The 18,006-nt window shown below is 46.0% G+C and carries 16 protein-coding genes and 1 pseudogene; 1 reads left to right on the top strand and 16 read right to left on the bottom strand.

The annotated features are described in order from the left end of the window. Nucleotides 1-122: 122 nt before the first annotated feature. The gene (rsxC, locus tag MSA64_RS00865; RefSeq protein ID WP_277663608.1) at nt 123-1,442 is read right to left on the bottom strand and encodes an electron transport complex subunit RsxC; all 1,320 of its coding nucleotides are present in this window, start codon (nt 1,440-1,442) and stop codon (nt 123-125) included. A gap of 42 nt (nt 1,443-1,484) precedes the next feature. Continuing rightward, nucleotides 1,485-2,411: a putative ABC transporter permease gene (locus tag MSA64_RS00860; protein ID WP_277663609.1), complete on the bottom strand. Its 927-nt coding sequence runs from the start codon at nt 2,409-2,411 to the stop codon at nt 1,485-1,487. 190 nt (nt 2,412-2,601) lie between these two features. On the opposite strand from MSA64_RS00860, the gene MSA64_RS00855 reads away from it, so the two are divergent. Then, nucleotides 2,602-3,675 (top strand): ribonuclease H-like domain-containing protein, encoded by a 1,074-nt coding sequence (locus MSA64_RS00855; protein WP_154432274.1) that lies wholly within the window; start codon nt 2,602-2,604, stop codon nt 3,673-3,675. A 177-nt stretch (nt 3,676-3,852) separates the two neighbouring features. Here the strand turns inward: MSA64_RS00855 and rpsA are convergent, their stop codons facing one another. The 14 genes and pseudogenes from rpsA to MSA64_RS00790 form a co-directional block, all read right to left on the bottom strand. Further along, complete coding sequence (gene rpsA, locus MSA64_RS00850; protein ID WP_022173164.1) at nt 3,853-4,932, bottom strand: 30S ribosomal protein S1; 1,080 nt, start codon at nt 4,930-4,932, stop codon at nt 3,853-3,855. Further along, nucleotides 4,913-5,773: a 4-hydroxy-3-methylbut-2-enyl diphosphate reductase gene (gene ispH, locus MSA64_RS00845; protein WP_118316516.1), complete on the bottom strand. Its 861-nt coding sequence runs from the start codon at nt 5,771-5,773 to the stop codon at nt 4,913-4,915. The genes rpsA and ispH overlap by 20 nt, the downstream gene beginning before the upstream one ends. 9 nt (nt 5,774-5,782) lie before the next feature. Next, a complete protein-coding gene (gene cmk, locus MSA64_RS00840) occupies nt 5,783-6,454 on the bottom strand; it encodes a (d)CMP kinase (protein WP_129257366.1) in 672 nt (223 codons plus the stop codon). Between the two features lie 222 nt (nt 6,455-6,676). Next, a complete protein-coding gene (locus MSA64_RS00835; RefSeq protein WP_277663611.1) occupies nt 6,677-7,933 on the bottom strand; it encodes an NAD(P)/FAD-dependent oxidoreductase in 1,257 nt (418 codons plus the stop codon). Continuing rightward, nucleotides 7,930-8,856, bottom strand: a complete 927-nt coding sequence (locus MSA64_RS00830) for a MurR/RpiR family transcriptional regulator (protein WP_287890153.1) — start codon at nt 8,854-8,856, stop codon at nt 7,930-7,932. The genes MSA64_RS00835 and MSA64_RS00830 overlap by 4 nt, the downstream gene beginning before the upstream one ends. A gap of 166 nt (nt 8,857-9,022) precedes the next feature. Beyond that, entirely contained in the window at nt 9,023-9,175 is a 153-nt protein-coding gene (locus MSA64_RS11885) for a Fic family protein (protein WP_328597446.1), read from the bottom strand. Nucleotides 9,176-9,371: 196 nt separating this feature from the next. Beyond that, nucleotides 9,372-9,626, bottom strand: a complete 255-nt coding sequence (locus MSA64_RS00825; protein WP_154432269.1) for a heavy-metal-associated domain-containing protein — start codon at nt 9,624-9,626, stop codon at nt 9,372-9,374. Between the two features lie 37 nt (nt 9,627-9,663). After that, nucleotides 9,664-12,195, bottom strand: coding sequence for a heavy metal translocating P-type ATPase (locus tag MSA64_RS00820; RefSeq protein ID WP_287890152.1), 2,532 nt, complete (start codon nt 12,193-12,195; stop codon nt 9,664-9,666). A gap of 88 nt (nt 12,196-12,283) precedes the next feature. After that, the gene (locus tag MSA64_RS00815) at nt 12,284-12,631 is read right to left on the bottom strand and encodes a metal-sensing transcriptional repressor (RefSeq protein ID WP_118634480.1); all 348 of its coding nucleotides are present in this window, start codon (nt 12,629-12,631) and stop codon (nt 12,284-12,286) included. A gap of 300 nt (nt 12,632-12,931) precedes the next feature. After that, nucleotides 12,932-13,894, bottom strand: a complete 963-nt coding sequence (locus MSA64_RS00810) for a beta-ketoacyl-ACP synthase III (RefSeq protein ID WP_277663614.1) — start codon at nt 13,892-13,894, stop codon at nt 12,932-12,934. Nucleotides 13,895-14,075: 181 nt separating this feature from the next. Then, nucleotides 14,076-14,675 (bottom strand): DUF5662 family protein, encoded by a 600-nt coding sequence (locus tag MSA64_RS00805; protein ID WP_277663615.1) that lies wholly within the window; start codon nt 14,673-14,675, stop codon nt 14,076-14,078. A 111-nt stretch (nt 14,676-14,786) separates the two neighbouring features. Then, complete coding sequence (locus MSA64_RS00800; protein WP_277663616.1) at nt 14,787-16,661, bottom strand: alpha-amylase family glycosyl hydrolase; 1,875 nt, start codon at nt 16,659-16,661, stop codon at nt 14,787-14,789. A gap of 12 nt (nt 16,662-16,673) precedes the next feature. Further along, nucleotides 16,674-17,429: an exodeoxyribonuclease III gene (xth, locus tag MSA64_RS00795; RefSeq protein WP_117525338.1), complete on the bottom strand. Its 756-nt coding sequence runs from the start codon at nt 17,427-17,429 to the stop codon at nt 16,674-16,676. 35 nt (nt 17,430-17,464) lie between these two features. Further along, nucleotides 17,465-18,006 (bottom strand): annotated as a pseudogene (locus MSA64_RS00790) (hypothetical protein); the annotation flags it as partial.

The following is an 18,006-nucleotide window of genomic DNA, read 5'->3' as shown; positions in this document are numbered from 1 at the left end:
CCACTGTTGCCGGCATCAGAGCCACGATTACCATTTTCATAAGATAATCTGTGGTCACTTTTGAACGGATATGCGGCGATGAGGATACATGTAATAACTCTCCCATATTTCACATCCCCCTCTTATTTTTTCTTTCTATTGGCCATAACCATTTTTCTCATGGAACGGATCTCCTGTACCAGCGGTCGTTTTGCCGGACAGACATAGCTGCAACAGCCACATTCGCAGCACTCCATACCATTATACTTGACAAAGGCTTCTTCTTTTCTGTGTTCCGCAAAGGTTGCAAGCTTCGTCGGAAGCAGATGCTCCGGACATTCACTGACACACCTTCCACAGTTGATGCAGGCGGTAGCCCGGGAACGGCTGACCTCATCTTTTGTCAGTACCAAAAGCGCGGATGTAGTTTTGGTTACCGGTACATGATAATCAAACATGGCAAATCCCATCATCGGACCACCGGAGATTACTTTCTCCACTGTGCCCTTCAGACCACCTGCCGCATCCAGAAGTTCCTGAAAATCCATACCCACCGGTGCCCGGAAGTTAGATGGTATATTCACACCGTCTCCGGTGACTGTTACGATCCGCTGCATCAGTGGCTTTCCTTCTGCCACTGCCTCATAGATCGACACCACGGTATCCACATTATCCACGATACATCCGGCATCTGCCGGAAGCATGGAAGAATTGATTGTCTCTCCGGTCACTGCATAGATCAGCATACGCTCTGCACCCTGTGGATATTTTGTCTTTAATGGCTGTACTTCGATATTTGCTTCGCCTTCTACCAGCTCCTGCAGTTTTGCAATGCCCTCCGGTTTGTTGTCCTCAATACAGATATATCCTTTTGCACCATCAAAAAGCTGCAGTATCACTTTCAGTCCGCCAACCAGTTTTTCCGGCTGTTCCAGCATGATCCGGTAGTCGGAAGTCAGATATGGCTCACATTCTGCACCATTGACTAGAATGTATTTGATCTTTTCCGGTTCTTTCGGTGAAAGCTTTACATGCGTAGGGAATCCTGCACCACCCATACCTACGATACCCGCTTTCTGAATCTTCCCACAGATCTCGTCTTTGGATAATTGTGTGATATCTTTTGTTTCTTCAAACGCTACTGATTCGTACACTTCATCGTTTTCCACTATAATCGCATCACAGTAGCCTCCGGTTGCTGTCAAACGTTTTTCAATTCCCTTTACCACGCCGGATACCGATGCATAAACCGGAGCGGATACAAAGCCCCCTGCCTCTGCGATCATCTGTCCCACCAGAACCCGATCACCTTTTTTTACAATCGGTTTTGCAGGTGCCCCGATATGTTGAGATACAAGATAGGCCAGTTCTTTTCCCGGACGGATATCCTGGATCGCCCGGTCTCTTGACAGCTCTTTCCCGTCATACGGGTGGATACCTCCTCTAAATGTTCCAGACCCCATACACTAGTCCTCCCTTTTCATTCTTGCGCATTTTGTCAGCTTTTACGCACTCTTCTTGTTCTGTTTACGGTTCTTTTTCAGAGTCAGTCTCCGACGACGTTCAAAACTGCTGACCATATTCGGATACGCCCGGAGATGTCTCCTGGAGATATGACGGATACTCTTTTTCACATCCCCATACTTCTGTACAAACTCTTCGTATTTGCCCAGGATATTATCTTTCGTTTCCAGAAGTCTGCTGTCGTTTGCACTGTAGCGCTCTACCGTCTCGCGGAACATTTTCTTACGTTCTTCGATCATATCGTTCCACTTGCCAACCGGAAGTGCCATCCGGTAAACTTCTGCTTTCGCACGGGCTTCCTCTGCCACCTCATACAGTTTGGTATCCCGCAGATTCTCCTGGAATTCGTCCCAGACAACATCCAGTTTCTTCATCTTGCTTCGCAGATCGAAAGCTGCTGCTGCGGAAAATGCAAAATCCACGGTATATCCCGCCAGCCATACATAGACCAGTACGATTCCTGTTTTTCTCGGAACCATTTCCACCAGATCCCCTACAACCGGCTGAAATACATAAAACAGAATCAATGTGAAAAATCCCCATGCTACAGAACTGCCCAGACAGATTTTTCCCTGAAAGTTAAACTTTTTATCGCTGTAATCCCACCAGTTGGTGTGAAAAATAGCTTCCATCAGTACACCTGTCACATATTCCAGAATCGTAGCGACTGCCACCCCTGCAAAATAGAGTTCCAGGATGTTTCCTGCCACCGGACGTAAGATCACGTAGACGGTCACCGCCCCCACTCCATAGATTGTTACAAACGGTCCGGATACAAATCCCCTGTTTACCCATTTTTTGCTTTTGGCTGATACGTAACAGCTTTCCCAGATCCATCCCATAAAGCTGTATACAATAAACCAACTGAGAATATGATACAGATCAACTCCCAGAATCTCAAAACTCAATCCCTCTTCCTCCTTCTTTTTATTTATGATAAAATTATCATATCACTGTTACCATTATAGCTTATTATTTCCAAAAAAAATACTGTTTATTTTATTTTTTTGTATATAATATTAGATACACGGTATGTTTTAGCTATTATTTTTGGTACATTTTGACATTTTATTAACACACTCACAGAAAGGATACTATATGCTGCAAAAAGATTACCCGGTGATATTACCGGATTACATATTGACACAGGAAGAATTTTCTCCGGAAAACTGTCTGTTTTTTGATATCGAAACCACAGGATTATCTTGGAAGACCTCTCATCTTTATCTTCTTGGAGCTGTTTTTTATGAAAATGAAATCTGGATTCACAGGCAGTGGTTCTGCCAGAAACCCGGCGAAGAAAAAGAAGTGCTTCTTGCTTTTTCCGAACTTCTCTCCACCAGGAAACTGTTGTTCCACTATAACGGAACTACCTTTGATGTCCCTTACCTGATGCACAAATACACCTTTTATCAGCTGCCTGCCCCCTGGGAGGGAACCCGGCAGCTGGATCTGTATCAACTGTTTTCCCCCTTAAAAAAGATCCTGCATCTGGAGCATATGCGTCAGAAAGATCTGGAATATGCAACCGGACTTTTCCGGGAAGACCTGTACAGTGGTGGGGAACTTATTGAAGTATATAAAAAATATCTGTTGAGTGGTGATGGGCACCTGCTTGAAATACTTTGTCTGCATAACAAAGAAGATGTGGAAGGGATGCTGAAACTTCTGCCGCTCTTTTCGATCCGTACTTTATGGACAGGAAATTGTCAGGAATTTATCACATGCACTCATACAGCGGAAGGAACTTTGCTCCTTTCTGTGCAGCCTGAACATCCATTTCCTGTCAGCTTTGAAAAGAAACTACCCCACGTTGTGCTTCGCATAACTCCCCAAAAGCTTCTCTTAGAGATCCGCCCGGAGACAGGATGTAAAAAATTCTTCTATCCCAATTATAAAGAATACTATTATCTTCCAATGGAAGACGAGGCGATTCATAAGAGTGTGGGGGCTTATGTTGACAAAGATCACCGCGAGAAAGCAACGCCGGACAACTGCTGTAAAAAAGTAAACGGCTGCTTTTATCCCCAGTACGAAGAACTTTTCACTCCGGCTTTCCGGGATGAGCGCAAGGAAAAAAGCAGCTGGTTTCTTTTGCCGGAAGATTTTGATAAAGATCAGGAGCAGCTCCTAAAATACTTAAACCATCTGCTTTCTCATGTGCTACAATAAATATTTTTGAATGATTGATTATAATATAGAAAAATCCGCGATTGTCACACACACAATCACGGATTTTGTTTTGTCATATGCATAAAAACCACCCGACATACTGTTTTGCATATCGGGTGGCTTATCTTTTGCTTACATAAATTTATGATCTGTCAGATCTCTTTGTTCAGCTACAGATTACTCTTCCTCTGCTGCTTCTTCAGCTGCAGGCTCCAGAGCTTTCATGCTCAGGCTGATTTTTTTCTCTTCGCCGTTGAAATCAACAACTTTTGCTGTGATTACCTGACCTACGCTCAGAACATCTGAAGGTTTTTCCACATGTTCTCTGGAGATCTGGGATACATGCAGAAGAGCATCTACGCCTGGTTCCAGTTCAACGAATGCGCCAAAGTCTGTCATACGTGCGATTGTTCCTTCTACTACGTTTCCTACAGCATATTTTTCATCTGCATTCAGCCACGGGTTCTGATCTTCGAACTTCAGGCTCAGTGCAATCTTATCTCCGTTGATATCTTTGATCAGAACTTTGATCGGCTCGCCGACTTTGAAGATCTTCTTCGGGTTTTCTACTCTTCCCCAGGACATCTCGGAGATATGCAGCAGACCATCTGCTCCGCCCAGATCGATGAATGCACCGAAATCTGTAACGTTCTTAACAACACCGTCTACAACATCGCCAACTGCGATCTTCTCAAACAGAGCTTTCTGCTGTTCAGCTTTTGCTGCCAGTAACAGCTGTTTTCTGTCACCGATGATTCTTCTTCTTCTCGGGTTGAACTCTGTGATAACGAATTCGATTTCCTGATCTGCATATTTGCTCAGATCTTTTTCATAAGTATCAGAAACCAGACTTGCAGGAATGAATACTCTTGCTTCGTCGATCACTACACTCAGTCCGCCATTCAGTACCTGAGAAACTTTTGCTTTCAGAACTTCTTTGTTTTCGAAAGCTTCTTCCAGTCTCTTGTTTCCTTTTTCTGCTGCCAGTCTCTTGTAGGTCAGCAGAACCTGTCCTTCACCGTCGTTTACTTTCAGGACTTTTACTTCCATAGTATCACCAGGTTTTACTACAGTTGTAAGGTCGATAGAGGAATCGTTGCTGTATTCGTTCTTTGTAAGAATACCATCAGCTTTGTAACCAATATTTAAAATGATCTCGTCTTCTTTGACGTCGATTACTGTACCTTCGACTACCTCCCCATTTCTAATTGTTTTTAATGATTCTTCCAGCATTTGTTCAAAACTTAATTCTGACATGTTTTTGAACCTCCTCAATTATATTATTTGGGGTGGAAGCCCCCGCTGTAATACCTACGCAACCAATACATTGAAAAGGCTTAGTATCCAAATCAACAAGTGTCTGTATATAGTAAGTATTTTCACACTCTTTTCGACAAATCTCGTATAATTTCTGCGTATTGGAACTATGTCTGCCGCCAATGACAATCATGGTATCTGCTTCGCAGGCAATCTGCCGTGCTTCCATCTGTCTTTCCTCGGTCGCACTACAGATTGTATTTAAAACAACTTTATCATACCTCTTTTTTTCAAAGATTTCAACTAATTCTTGAAATTTGTTGTAATTAAATGTCGTCTGACTCACCACACACAGCTTTTCACCCTCCGGAAAGGCGAGATTTTCGGCTTCTTCGTGGCTGGATATCACAGTCACCGGACCTTCACACCAGCCTTTGATGCCTTCCACTTCCGGATGAGTATCATTGCCAACAATAATAATATGGCGTCCTGCTTTACTTTCCCGCTCCACGATCTTATGGATCTTCCGTACAAACGGGCAAGTGGCATCCACACATTCCAGCCCTTTTTCTTCGATCACTTCGTAGATTTCTTTCGGTACGCCATGAGAACGGATCACCACAGTTCCTTCCATAAGATTTTTCAGTTCCTGTTCATTTTCCAGAACCCGGACACCTTTTTTCCCCAGATCCGTCACCACTTCTTCATTATGAATGATCGGTCCATAGGTGTAAATATTCTGTTTGCCCATGTTGACCTGTTCATATACTTTTTCCACCGCCCGTTTCACGCCGAAACAGAATCCCGCGGTACGGGCTACCAGAATCTTTCTTTCTTCCATATGCACCTCTTATGCCTGTTTCTTTTTCTCAAATTCTGCAATCACTGCCGCAGTCACTTCTTCGATTCCCATAAAGGACGCATCCACCAGCACTGCATCTTCTGCCTGGCGAAGCGGGGAGATCTCACGGTTCATATCACGGTTATCTCTCTCGATAATGTCAGCCTCGATCTGATCGAGTTCACCCGGCATTCCTTTTTCCTGCAGTTCCAGATATCTTCTCTTCGCACGCTCTTTCGCGCTGGCGGTCAGATAAATCTTGACTGTCGCATCCGGAAGTACCTGTGTTCCGATATCTCTTCCGTCCATGACTACATTTTCTTTTGCTGCCAGCTGTCTTTGCAATGCTACCAGTTTTTCTCTCACTTCTTTGATCACGGAGATCTTGGATGCGGTATTTCCTACGATTTCCTGACGGATCTCTGTGGATACATTTTTTCCGTTTAACAGAACCTGCTGTACGCCGTCTTCGTAAAGGATCGTCACATCGATATCCGGGCAGGCTGCTGCTACTTTCGCCTGATCCTGTGGATCAATGTTCTGTTCCAGCACATACAGTGCCATGGCACGGTACATGGCTCCGGTATCTACATAAATAAAAGACAGTTCTTTTGCCACTCTTTTTGCGATGGTGCTTTTTCCGGCACCGGACGGTCCGTCGATTGCGATTGCATAACTCATATGTTTTCCTCTTTCCCCGGAATATTCCGTTTTTTCTGTATTATTTTGTAACTATTCAGTACCTTCACAGTTACGAGCCAAAATGCATTTAAACGATAACACCTCGCGGGACAGTGGCTACTGAATAGTTACATTCTTTTTATCAAAACCACTTCATCCTCTGACAGTCTTATTGTCCTAAAATATCCTGAAATATTCTTCTTACCAAGCAGTTTTCTGCTTTTATCTTTCTGCCTCAGCTGCCGCCATTGCCGCCGCATGAGCCGTTGACCAAGCGATCTGCAGATTATAACCACCGGTCAGTGCATCCAGATCCAGCACTTCTCCGGCAAAATAAAGCCCTTTTGTCTTTTTGGACTCCATCGTCTTCGGATCCACTTCTTTTACCTGAACGCCGCCTTTTGTGATGATGGCCTCCTGGAAGCCCCGCAGTCCGGTCACGGTAAATGGAAAGGCTTTCGTCTTTTCGATAAATCCGGCACGTTCTTCTCTGGTGATCTCATGCACTTTTTTCCCCGGTGCGATGCCGCCGAGATCCAGCATAACCGGAAGAAGTTTTGCCGGGAATAAAGAACCGGCCACGTTTTTAAACTGTTTGTTCTTTCCTTCTTCGAATTCCCGCAGAAGTCTTGCGTCAAGCTGCTCTGCGGTCAGTGCCGGTTTCAGATCAATCCTCGCCGTCAGATACTTCTTTTTTAACAGTTTTCCCACCTTTGCGCTGGCTGATAACACCAGCGGGCCGGTAATCCCAAAATGTGTAAACATCATTTCCCCGAAATCTTCGTAGACACATTTTTTTCCGTCATACAAAGAGAATGTCACATTTTTCAATGACAGTCCCTGTAATCTCGGAATATATTCCTCAGCCGTCACCATCGGCACCAGAGACGGCTGCAGATCCGTTACGGTATGACCACTCTCTTTTGCTATCCGGTATCCGTCCCCGGTGGAGCCTGTGGACGGATAAGAATTACCGCCAGTGGCAACCAGTACCTGTTCGCCCCGGATCTTTTCTCCGTTATCCAGCTGGATTCCGGTGATCTTTGCATTTGCGTCCTCTTCTTTTTCCACAAGAAGCCGTTTTACCCGGCTTCCCAGATGAATCTTCACACCGGCTTTCTTCATCTGCTGTTCCAGCGCCCTGATGATGTCTGAAGAATGGTCAGACAACGGGAACATCCGTCCACCCCGCTCCATCTTTGTCTTTACACCTGCAGTTTCAAAGAAGTCGATCACATCGTAGTTCGTGTAACCGTAGACGGCACTGTATAAAAAGCGCGGGTTGGTAATGAAGGACTCAAACAGTTCCTCTGTGGCACAGCCGTTGGTAAAGTTGCATCTGCCTTTTCCGGTAATGAAAAGTTTCTTTCCGAGTTTTTCGTTCTGTTCAAACAGATGCACTTCCATACCATTTCGCGCCGCGTAGACAGAAGCCAGCATACCCGCCGCACCTCCGCCGATAATCAAAAATCGTTTCATGTTTTATGGTCCTCCTGTTCCGGGTTCAACATCTTGATCGTATCGACCGCATGTTCCATCTCATCGTTGCTGTATACCTGATATTCGTCCCATATTTTTTCCATAGTCTCAAGGGTATGCACAACTTCTTTCTGCCGCTTCATACAAAGTGCCACCACCAGTGCGTTAACCACGCTCAACGGTGCCACAAGAGAATCGACGATGGATGCCATATCACTTCTCGCGATAAGATTGCAGGATGAATACAGATTGATCGGAGAATGCACACTGTCGGTCAGTGTGATCACCTTTGCATTCCGGTTGTTGGCAAACTCAATTGCCTTTAAGGTTCGCATGGAATACCGCGGAAAACTGATGCCGATGATTGCATCCTGATCTCCGATACGGATCATCTGTTCAAAGATCTCGCTGGCGCTGCTCGTCTGGATCAGACGCACATCGTCCAGGATCATATTCAGATAAAAACTCAAAAAGCTGGCTAAGGGTGCACAGCTCCGGATACCGATAATATAGATAGTTCTCGCAGAAAGCAGTGTCTCCACCGCCATCTCAAATGCCGCATGATCGATATGTTCCATCGTCAGCTTGATGATCTCGATATCTGACTGAAACACCGTATCCAGGATCTCTGCTTCCGGTACATGCCCGTAGGTCACTTTCATGCGTTGGATCGAATTTAGCTTATTCCGCACCAGTTCTTCCAGTGCCCGGTGAAATTCCGGAAATCCTTTGTACCCCAGCTGTGTGGCAAATCGCACGGTCGTCGACTCACTGACACCCACTTCTTTCCCCAGTTTCAATGCCGTCAGGAATACCGCTTTGTCATAATTTTTCAGCACATACGCTGCCAGACGTTTCTGCCCTTTGCTGAAAGTCTTATCATATTTTTGAATCCGCAACAATAAATTATCTGCCTGTTCCATGCTCTTCGTCCTCTGTCGTATAATTTCAGTATTTTATTATAGCATGATTTTTTCAAAAAGTGTACTATAGTTTTACAGGCACGGAAGTTTCGACCTTTCCCGGATCTTCCATGCCTGTAGGTTTTGATTTTTATTTACTTTTGACTTCCAATGCTATAAATCTTTATCAGATTTTCACATACCTCTGATTCCTGCTGTTTGGCTTATCCGGTATCGTCATCCTGACCAGATTCATCTCAATCGCCGGTTGAAGATGATTTCTTTTGAACAGGCTCCGAAAGATATTCTTTTTTCTCACTGATCTGATCAGATATATCATCCAAAATTTTATCAATCCGCAACAGTATAAATTCGAAAAAATAGTAGATTCATCAGCAGCATGGCAACAGGGAAATATCAGCCTTACTCTGAGTGCCATTCTAAGTGCCACATCGAAAAAGCGAATACAGAATGCTCAGTTTCTTTCCGAAAAAGAAAAGGCATCCTCCCGGACACCTTTTCCTTTTCCCATTTTCTCATCTTCCAAACAGGGAAAATCCTTTTTTCTTATACGGTTCTTCTGTCACAGAAGTTACCTGATAACCTGTTTTTTCGATGGCTGCTTTCAGTTTTTCATGATCCAGAGATTCTTCAGAGATGATCTCTGTCTGTTTCTTTCCGTGAGAAGAGCTTACTTTCTTGATTGGAAATGCATTTCTCACCGCTTCGTTCACATGACTTTCGCACATGCCACACATCATGCCGTCCACGCCAACGATTGTCTTTACCATTTTGTTTCCTTCTTTCTTTCAGATCTGTTCTTCACTTTTACTGAATGTTTTCCACCTGATATCCCTGGTCTTCCACCGCTTTTTTCAGAACCTCATCTGCTACTTCTGTCTCCATGCATACCACTGCAGTTCCTTTTTCATGGCTAACCTGTGCTTCGGTTACATGTTCCAGTTCTTCCAGAGTCTTTCTCACTCTTGCTTCACAGTGTCCGCACATCATACCTTTAATTGTCATTGTCTTCGTCATATTCTTTTCTCCTTTCGATGCCTCCCATTGCGGAAGGGTAACTTCATTTTTTATCTTATGATCTCTGTGTGAATCTTTCACTTTAAAAAGATTCAGGCGCAGAGCATTCGATACTACGCAGAAACTCGACAGGCTCATCGCCAGTGCTCCGAACATCGGGTTCAGTGTCCATCCGAAGATCGGGATCCACACACCGGCTGCCAGCGGAATACCGATAATGTTATAGAAAAATGCCCAAAACAGGTTCTCATGGATATTTCTCAATGTTGCACGGCTTAACCGGACAGCTGCCGGAACGTCACTCAGACGGCTCTTCATCAGTACTACATCTGCGGCATCGATCGCCACATCTGCACCTGCACCGATGGCGATTCCGATATCGGCTCTGGTCAGTGCCGGCGCATCGTTGATACCGTCTCCGACCATGGCTACTTTTCCGTATTCTTTTAATTTGCGGATCACGGCTTCTTTTCCATCCGGAAGGACTCCGGCGATAACCTGATCCACCCCTGCCTGTGCACCGATCGCTTTTGCAGTCTGCTCATTGTCCCCGGTCAGCATAACGACCCGGATACCCATATTCTGCAGTTCCTGTACCGCTTTCGGGCTGTCTTCCTTGATCACGTCAGCAACGGCGATCATACCGATCAATACGTCATCCTTTGCAAAAAGCAATGGGGTTTTTCCCTGTTTTGCCAGTATCTGTGCCTGATTTTTTACCTGTTTTCCTACTGTCACCTGGCTGCTGATATATTTCATGCTTCCACCGAGCAGTCTGTGTCCCTCCAATATTCCCGTCAGACCATTTCCTGCCAGTGCCCGGAAGTCTTCCACTTCTTTGGTGGCGATTTTTCGCTGTGCAATCTCTAACAATACAGCTTTCGCCAGCGGATGTTCGCTCTTCTTTTCCAGTGCTCCTGCCAGTTCCAACAGTGTTTTTTCATCATATCCTGGTTCGCACACCAGATCCGTTACCCGCGGCTCCCCGCTTGTGATGGTTCCTGTCTTATCCAGTGCCACGATCTTCACTCTTCCGGCTTCTTCCAGCGAAACAGCGGTTTTAAAGAGGATACCATTTTTCGCTCCCATACCGTTACCAACCATGATCGCTACCGGTGTGGCAAGTCCCAGTGCACACGGGCAGCTGATGACCAGTACGGAAATACCTCTTGCCAGTGCATAGCCGACATTCTGTCCGGCAAGCAGCCATACGATCGTCGTAACTACCGCGATCAGGATAACCACCGGTACAAATACACCGGAAACTTTATCTGCGATCTTCGCAATCGGCGCTTTTGTCGCAGCCGCGTCGCTGACCATCCGGATGATCTGGGACAATGTGGTATCTTCCCCGACTCTCGTGGCTTCACAGCGGATAAATCCGGATTGGTTGATCGTAGCTGCCGATACCAGGTCACCCTCTTCTTTATCCACCGGGATGCTCTCTCCGGTCAGTGCCGCTTCATTGACTGCACTGTGTCCTTCCAGGATCTTTCCATCCACCGGAATACTCTCGCCCGGGCGAACCACAAAAATATCTCCTTTTTCTACCTGTTCGATCGGTACGGTGACTTCTTTTTCTCCCTTCACGAGAACGGCGATCTTCGGTGCTATATTCATAAGGCCTTTCAGTGCATCCGTGGTCTTTCCCTTGGATCTCGCCTCAAGCATCTTTCCTACGGTGATCAGTGTCAGGATCATTGCTGCGGATTCAAAATAAAAATCCATCATATAATCCATGACCGCTTCCATATTGCCGTCCACCTGTGCTCTGGTCATTGCAAAGAGAACATACACACTCCATAAGAAGGATGCCATCGATCCCATCGCTACCAGCGTATCCATGTTCGGGGATCTGTGCCACAGGCTCTTAAAACCACTGATAAAGAACTTCTGGTTGATCACCATGACAATACCTGCCAGAAGCAGTTGTACCAGACCCATCGCGATATGGTTATCCTCAAACCACGCCGGCAGCGGCCATCCCCACATCATATGTCCCATGGAAAAATACATCAATACCAGTAAAAATCCTACAGATGCGATCAGTCTGCGTTTTAAAACCGGTGTCTCTTTGTCTTCCAGTGCAGTTGCATCGGCTCCGGACTGTTTCTTTTCTCCGGCTCCTTTTTCGGAGGCACCGTATCCTGCCTGTTCCACCGCCGCAATGATCTGCTCCGGCAGTACATCTCCTTCCACGCCCATCGAATTGGTCAGAAGGCTGACGGAGCAGGAGGTAACTCCCGGAACTTTGCCCACTGCTTTTTCCACTCTGGCACTGCAGGCGGCGCAGCTCATTCCGGTTACATTGTATTGTCTCATGTCTTGCTTCACCCTTTCTGTACATAAATTTGTATAATAGCTTTTTTATCGATACCGGATTGCTCCGTACTTCGTACTCTCGCACTCCTTATTTCATCAATTTCTGCAGTGTTGCCATCAGCTCATCCACTACTTCGTCTTTTCCCTCACGAATATCCCGGACAACACAGGAATGAATATGGCTGGACAACAACTCCCGGTTAAACGCATTCATTGCAGCGCTGACCGCTGCGGACTGAATCAGGATATCGTTGCAGTAGGCATCTTTTTCAAGCATCCCCTTGATGCCGCGAATCTGTCCTTCGATTCGGCTCAGACGGTTCATCAACTTCTTTCGCTCATCCTGGGAACGGGCTGTGGTCTTGCGGTAACAGCAGCATCCGTTTTCTTCCTGTGCAATATTTTTTTCCGGTTCTTCACTTTCTTTTGCACACATCTCACATATTTCGTTATCTGTTTTTATAGATTCATCCTTTCGTGTAGGATTCTGTTCTTTCAATTGATCACCTCATTTATTTTTCATATACCCACGGGGAGTATCTTTACTATATACCCCCTGTGGGTATTTTGTCAAGGTACTTATTGTATAGTATTTCTCATTTTTCTGATTTTATTTTTCAGCATTCTGAAGCAACTACAAACTTTCACCTGTTACCCACGCAATATAAAAAAGAGCAACGGAACTCTTCTTATCCAAGTTTCCGTTGCTCCTGTATTTTTTTCTTTTGCTTTCCTTCTACCACTCTATCTGCGCCGCACCCCAGGTCAGCCCCGCACCAAATCCGGAGAGAATGATCTTCTGTCCTGGCTGCAGCATTCCCTTTTTGTTCATCTCATCGAGAAGGATCGGGATACTGGCTGCGGAAGTGTTGCCGTACTGCTCCATATTCATCGGGAACTTTTCTTCCGGCACCCCAAGCCGCTTTGCCACGGACTGAATGATTCTGCTGTTAGCCTGATGAAGAATAAACCAGTCAATTGTTTCTATCTGAGTTTCGGTCTTTTCTGTTACCTGTCGGATACATTCCGGGACCTTTTTCACTGCAAATCGAAAAACTTCCTGTCCGTTCATCTGAATATATTCAGTTTCAGAATCATTCTCTTTCCATGGATTCTCTATTTTCCTTCCCGGGCAGGTAAGTACTTCACCGCCCATGCCGTCCGACCACTGAACAAACCCTTCCATTCCATGATCTGCCGCCGTTACCACCGCCGCTCCGGCACCATCCCCGAACAGGACACAGGTGGAACGGTCGTTCCAGTCGATCAGTTTAGACAGCACTTCCACGCCCACCAGCAGGATATTTTTATAAATCCCGGCACAGATATACGCATGTGCGGTATGCAGGGCAAATAAAAAACCGGAACATGCCGCACTCAGATCAAACGCCGCCGCGTTCGTAGCATGGATGGCTTTCTGCACCAGACATGCAGTACTGGGAAACTGAAAATCACTGCTGCACGTTGCCACCAGGATCAGATCAATCTCCGATCCGTCCATCCCTGCATCTTTTAATGCTTCCTCTGCCGCAGCTGCTGCCATATCTATTCCACTTTCGTTGGTAGCAATTCGTCGATTTCGAATCCCCGTCCGGGAAGCGATCCACTCATCACTTGTATCCACCAGCTTTGCCAGATCGTCATTGGTCACCACATATTCCGGCAGATAACTTCCTGTTCCTATAATTTTCGTTGTCATATATGTTCCTCTTCTTCGCTTTTATTTTGAACTTCAAATTATTATCTTTTCAAAGTATATGTCATCTTTTCATTTTTGTCAAGCTACATAAGCAATAGAACTGTGGCAGAAATGCAACGCAATAAAAAAGACCGCCGGCATCGCTCTGCTCTCGCAGAACAATACCGGCCATCTTCTTTCTTCATTTTGGGGTAGGTACCCCTCTCTCCGGGCTTACATAGGTGGATCCGCTTCCGCCGAATCTGCCTTTATTTTTCAGATACACATGTTTGATATACCAGAGGGTCTTTTCCTCCCCTTTCACTGCCAGCATCCGCAGCAGATATTCAATCTGTGCGCTGGTATCCGGATGAATGAACCACAGTCGGTCTTTTCCTTTCAGGAAATATTCCAGCGGTGAGGCATCTGTATAGGTTTCCGGGTGATAGATCCGTGATGCGCTAATGCGGTCCATGATCATCTCGGCGATATATTTTCTTGGCATCGGCATACCGGCAAGTACATGCTCCGCTCCGATTCCGTAATCTACCCAATATTCAAAATGATGTTTGTTTCTTCCTTTGTGATGCAGCCAGGAAGTAGATACTCCGGTGGCTTCTCTCTCTGCATTGTTGGGGCTTCTGGTTCCCTGATAGTATTTTGCTCCCACCATGAACTCGGTAGGAGAATATTTCGACAGGTCATGCAAAAATCCCTGCTTATACAATCCCACCTTAAAACAATACTTCATAACCAGAAATTTATGGGATGTGATCGTCTTAAAATGTCCCCATGCGTTCATATTACTTATCTCCCTGTTTTTCTAAGATTTTGTGGGCAAAAAGTATTTTGCTCACTTACTCACATTTTTGATGAGTACGAAGGCAGAAACCTTCCTGCCGGCAAGCTTGCGTCAGGCTTTTGCCCCCGATTCTCTGGCATCCCCTAATAATACCAGTATCGTCCGCGGTTTTACATAGATTGATTTCTTCTCTTCCAACAGCAGTTCCTTTCCTTTCGGGCAGACACTGTTTTTTTTCGAAGAATCAATCGCCAGATACCATCGCATCCCCTCCGGGATATCCGGCAGGGCAAATTTGTGTTCATTCCAGTGCATGTTGTAGATCACATAGATAAACACATCTTCTTTCCCGGTCATCTCTTTTGCATAACCACCACAGTACAGAATCCCGATCTGCCGGCTGCTGCTCTCTGTGTCTGCAAACCAGGCGCGTTCCGAATGATAGGAGATTTCCGGCCAGCCCAGGGATTTGTAATCGGTCGGGCGTAGCTCCTGTGGCATATGCAGGATCGGATGATCTTTTCGAAAACGGATCAGATCCTTTACAAACCCGGTAAACTGGCTGTAAGATCTGCCCTTTTTCCAGTCTATCCATCCGATTTCATTGTCCTGACAATATGCATTGTTATTACCCATCTGGCTGTTTTCCAGTTCGTCACCGCCGTATAACAACGGAGTCCCCTGTGACAAAAACAACAGCAGCATGGCATTCCTCATCTGTCTTCTTCGAAGTTCCAGAATCGACGTTTTTCTTGTCGGGCCTTCCACACCACAGTTCCAGCTGTAATTATACGCACTGCCGTCCCGGTTTTCCTCACCGTTCTCCATATTATGACGGGTATCATAACTGGTCATATCTGCCAGGGTAAAACCATCGTGGTTTGCCAGATAATGAACCTCACCGTGATCCTGGGGATTTTCTCTGGTGTAATATAAGAATCCATTCACCTGATCCTCATCACCTCTGAGAAAACGGCGCATCACGCTCTGGAATCCGCTGTGACAGGCTGCCAGACGTTTTTTTCCGCCCAGTTTTCTTGCGATTTCACCCATATCATAGCCACAGCCGATCAGTTTCACATCCGCAAGTACCGAATCTCTTGCCAAAAGTTCCATCCAGACACCATCACCCATCAGGACAAATCCGTCCACCCGGTATTCCATCCGCCAGAACCGCAGCACTTCCAACACCGTCTGTGGATCCGTCTCCGCCGGAAAATAAAAATCCATCAGATACTCGATGCCAGCCTCATGAAGAGCGCTGAAAAAGCTTTTTAGCTCCTTCTCCGGCTGATTACTCTTACAGTAAGATGCCTTCGGAGCAAAATAATTTCCTTTCGTATATCCCCAGTAATTAAGTTTTTCTTCCTGATACCGTATCGTTTTATCATACCCATACCGGTCTTTTTCGCCGGTTTTTGACGGATATTCTTCAAAATCATACGACGGCATCAGTTCCAGCGAGGTAATCCCCAGTTCTTTCCAGTACGGGATCTTCTCCGCAAGTCCCTGAAACGTTCCCTTCGCCCGCACCCCGGAGGTCTTCTGCATCGTGTAGCCTCTCGGATGAACTTTATAAATCACCATATTTTCATAGGGAATCGATTCCGCAAGGGGCATCACTTCGTATCCTCTCAGCACTTTTGCCGAGGTCATCACTTCCCCTTCCGCTTTTTCGCCAAAACACGGTTCACCCGTCACCAGTCTTGCCGCAGGATCAGTAAATGTTATCTCTCCCTGCCGGTACCGATACTCATACTGGTGCAGCCCCGGTTTTTCGACCATCACCGCATACCGTCTGCCGGTGCGATAAGTCTCATCCAGCAAGATACGCTGTTCTTCTCTCCCGTCCCTATAAAACAGAAGTTCCAGTGATTCTCCTGTTCTGGTATCCACAGCAAAATTATACCGGTTTCCTTTTCCGGTCACTCCCGGACGGGATGGATCACCCGGACTGATCTTCCAGGGTTTTCTTTCTGTTCCCATCTTTTTCCCCCTCTATAAACAAATATCCAGTTCTACCGGACAATGATCGGATCCAAAAATCTCTGTGTGGATCTTCGCATCTTCCAGCCGGTCTTTCAGGCTTTCGGACACACAGAAATAGTCGATCCGCCATCCTGCATTCTTTTCTCTCGCTTTGAACCGATAAGACCACCAGGAGTAGATTCCTTCCTGCTCCGGGTAAAAATAACGAAAGGTATCGATGAAACCAGATTCCAGGACTCTTGAGAATTTTGTGCGCTCTTCATCGGTGAATCCGGCATTTTTCCGATTGGTTTTCGGGTTCTTTAAGTCTCGCTCACAGTGTGCGACATTAAGGTCACCGCAAAAAATAACAGGTTTCTCTTTCTCCAGCCCTTTCAGATACGCAAGAAAATCATCTTCCCATTGCATCCGGTAAGGAAGCCTGGCCAGTTCGTTCTGAGAATTTGGTGTGTATACGGTCACCATGAAAAAATCCGGGTATTCCAGTGTAATCACCCTACCCTCCTGGTCATGTTCCTCGATGTTGATTCCATATCGCACAGACAGCGGCTCCTGCTTTGTAAAAATCGCCGTACCTGAATATCCCTTTTTCACTGCATAATTCCAGTACTGATAATATCCCGGAAGTTCCAGCTCAATCTGTCCTTCCTGCAGTTTACTCTCCTGAATACAGAAAATGTCCGCATCCAATTCCTGAAATCGTTCCTTGAATCCTTTCGTCACACAGGCCCGCAGCCCATTTACATTCCATGATATCAGTTTCAAATATCTGTCCTCCTGTTTTGTCAAGTCTGGTTTTATTATAACACACAAAAGCTGTCCAGTGAAGCATCCGATGGTCCGTGAAAGTGAAGTCCTTTTTTTCTGTATTCTTCCATATATTCCCAGATTTCCTCCGTCACCAGTTCTCCCGGATTGACCAGTGGTATTCCCGGTGGATACGGAATCAATGCTTCTGCTGCAATCCTTCCTTTTGCTTCCCGCCAGGGAATCCGTTTCTTTTCTTTAAAAAAAGCCTGTCGCGGGGTATCGATCATCGGTGGAATCGGTGGAATCAGACGTGTCTCCACATTCGCGGCATCCCCACTGGTGTTTCCCGTCATTTTCCTGCTGATGTCTTCCAGTGCCTCCACCAGCTGCCTCATATCACTCTCTTCATTGGCATATGTTACAACGGCAACCACATATCGATCGTCTGCCAGTTCCATACCAATCCTGTACTTCTCATAAAGTCGGTCTGCCAGCTGATAACCGGAAAGTCCAAGATCCGAAGCAGAGATCACCAGACGCACCAGATCCAGGTCATAGATGGCTTTTCCGCGAGATGCTTCTCCCACACAGG

The sequence above is a fragment of the Oliverpabstia sp. genome (genome assembly GCF_022785585.1).
Classification (GTDB): Bacteria; Bacillota; Clostridia; order Lachnospirales; family Lachnospiraceae; genus Oliverpabstia; species Oliverpabstia intestinalis.
Note: the sequence above shows the minus strand (reverse complement) of the source record. Positions and strands in the feature narration are given on the sequence as shown.

What these genes read in the sequence shown, in the direction of transcription:
- cmk (WP_129257366.1), bottom strand. Translation starts at nt 6,454, where the DNA reads ATGAGTTATGCAATCGCAATCGACGGACCGTCCGGTGCCGGAAAAAGC.
- MSA64_RS00810 (WP_277663614.1), bottom strand. Translation starts at nt 13,894, where the DNA reads ATGACAACGAAAATTATAGGAACAGGAAGTTATCTGCCGGAATATGTG.
- rsxC (WP_277663608.1), bottom strand. Translation starts at nt 1,442, where the DNA reads ATGGGGTCTGGAACATTTAGAGGAGGTATCCACCCGTATGACGGGAAA.
- MSA64_RS11885 (WP_328597446.1), bottom strand. Translation starts at nt 9,175, where the DNA reads ATGATATATCTGATCAGATCAGTGAGAAAAAAGAATATCTTTCGGAGC.
- MSA64_RS00855 (WP_154432274.1), top strand. Translation starts at nt 2,602, where the DNA reads ATGCTGCAAAAAGATTACCCGGTGATATTACCGGATTACATATTGACA.
- MSA64_RS00805 (WP_277663615.1), bottom strand. Translation starts at nt 14,675, where the DNA reads ATGAACGCATGGGGACATTTTAAGACGATCACATCCCATAAATTTCTG.
- MSA64_RS00820 (WP_287890152.1), bottom strand. Translation starts at nt 12,195, where the DNA reads ATGAGACAATACAATGTAACCGGAATGAGCTGCGCCGCCTGCAGTGCC.
- MSA64_RS00835 (WP_277663611.1), bottom strand. Translation starts at nt 7,933, where the DNA reads ATGAAACGATTTTTGATTATCGGCGGAGGTGCGGCGGGTATGCTGGCT.
- MSA64_RS00830 (WP_287890153.1), bottom strand. Translation starts at nt 8,856, where the DNA reads ATGGAACAGGCAGATAATTTATTGTTGCGGATTCAAAAATATGATAAG.
- ispH (WP_118316516.1), bottom strand. Translation starts at nt 5,773, where the DNA reads ATGGAAGAAAGAAAGATTCTGGTAGCCCGTACCGCGGGATTCTGTTTC.
- MSA64_RS00815 (WP_118634480.1), bottom strand. Translation starts at nt 12,631, where the DNA reads ATGTGTGCAAAAGAAAGTGAAGAACCGGAAAAAAATATTGCACAGGAA.
- MSA64_RS00800 (WP_277663616.1), bottom strand. Translation starts at nt 16,661, where the DNA reads ATGGGAACAGAAAGAAAACCCTGGAAGATCAGTCCGGGTGATCCATCC.
- rpsA (WP_022173164.1), bottom strand. Translation starts at nt 4,932, where the DNA reads ATGTCAGAATTAAGTTTTGAACAAATGCTGGAAGAATCATTAAAAACA.
- MSA64_RS00825 (WP_154432269.1), bottom strand. Translation starts at nt 9,626, where the DNA reads ATGGTAAAGACAATCGTTGGCGTGGACGGCATGATGTGTGGCATGTGC.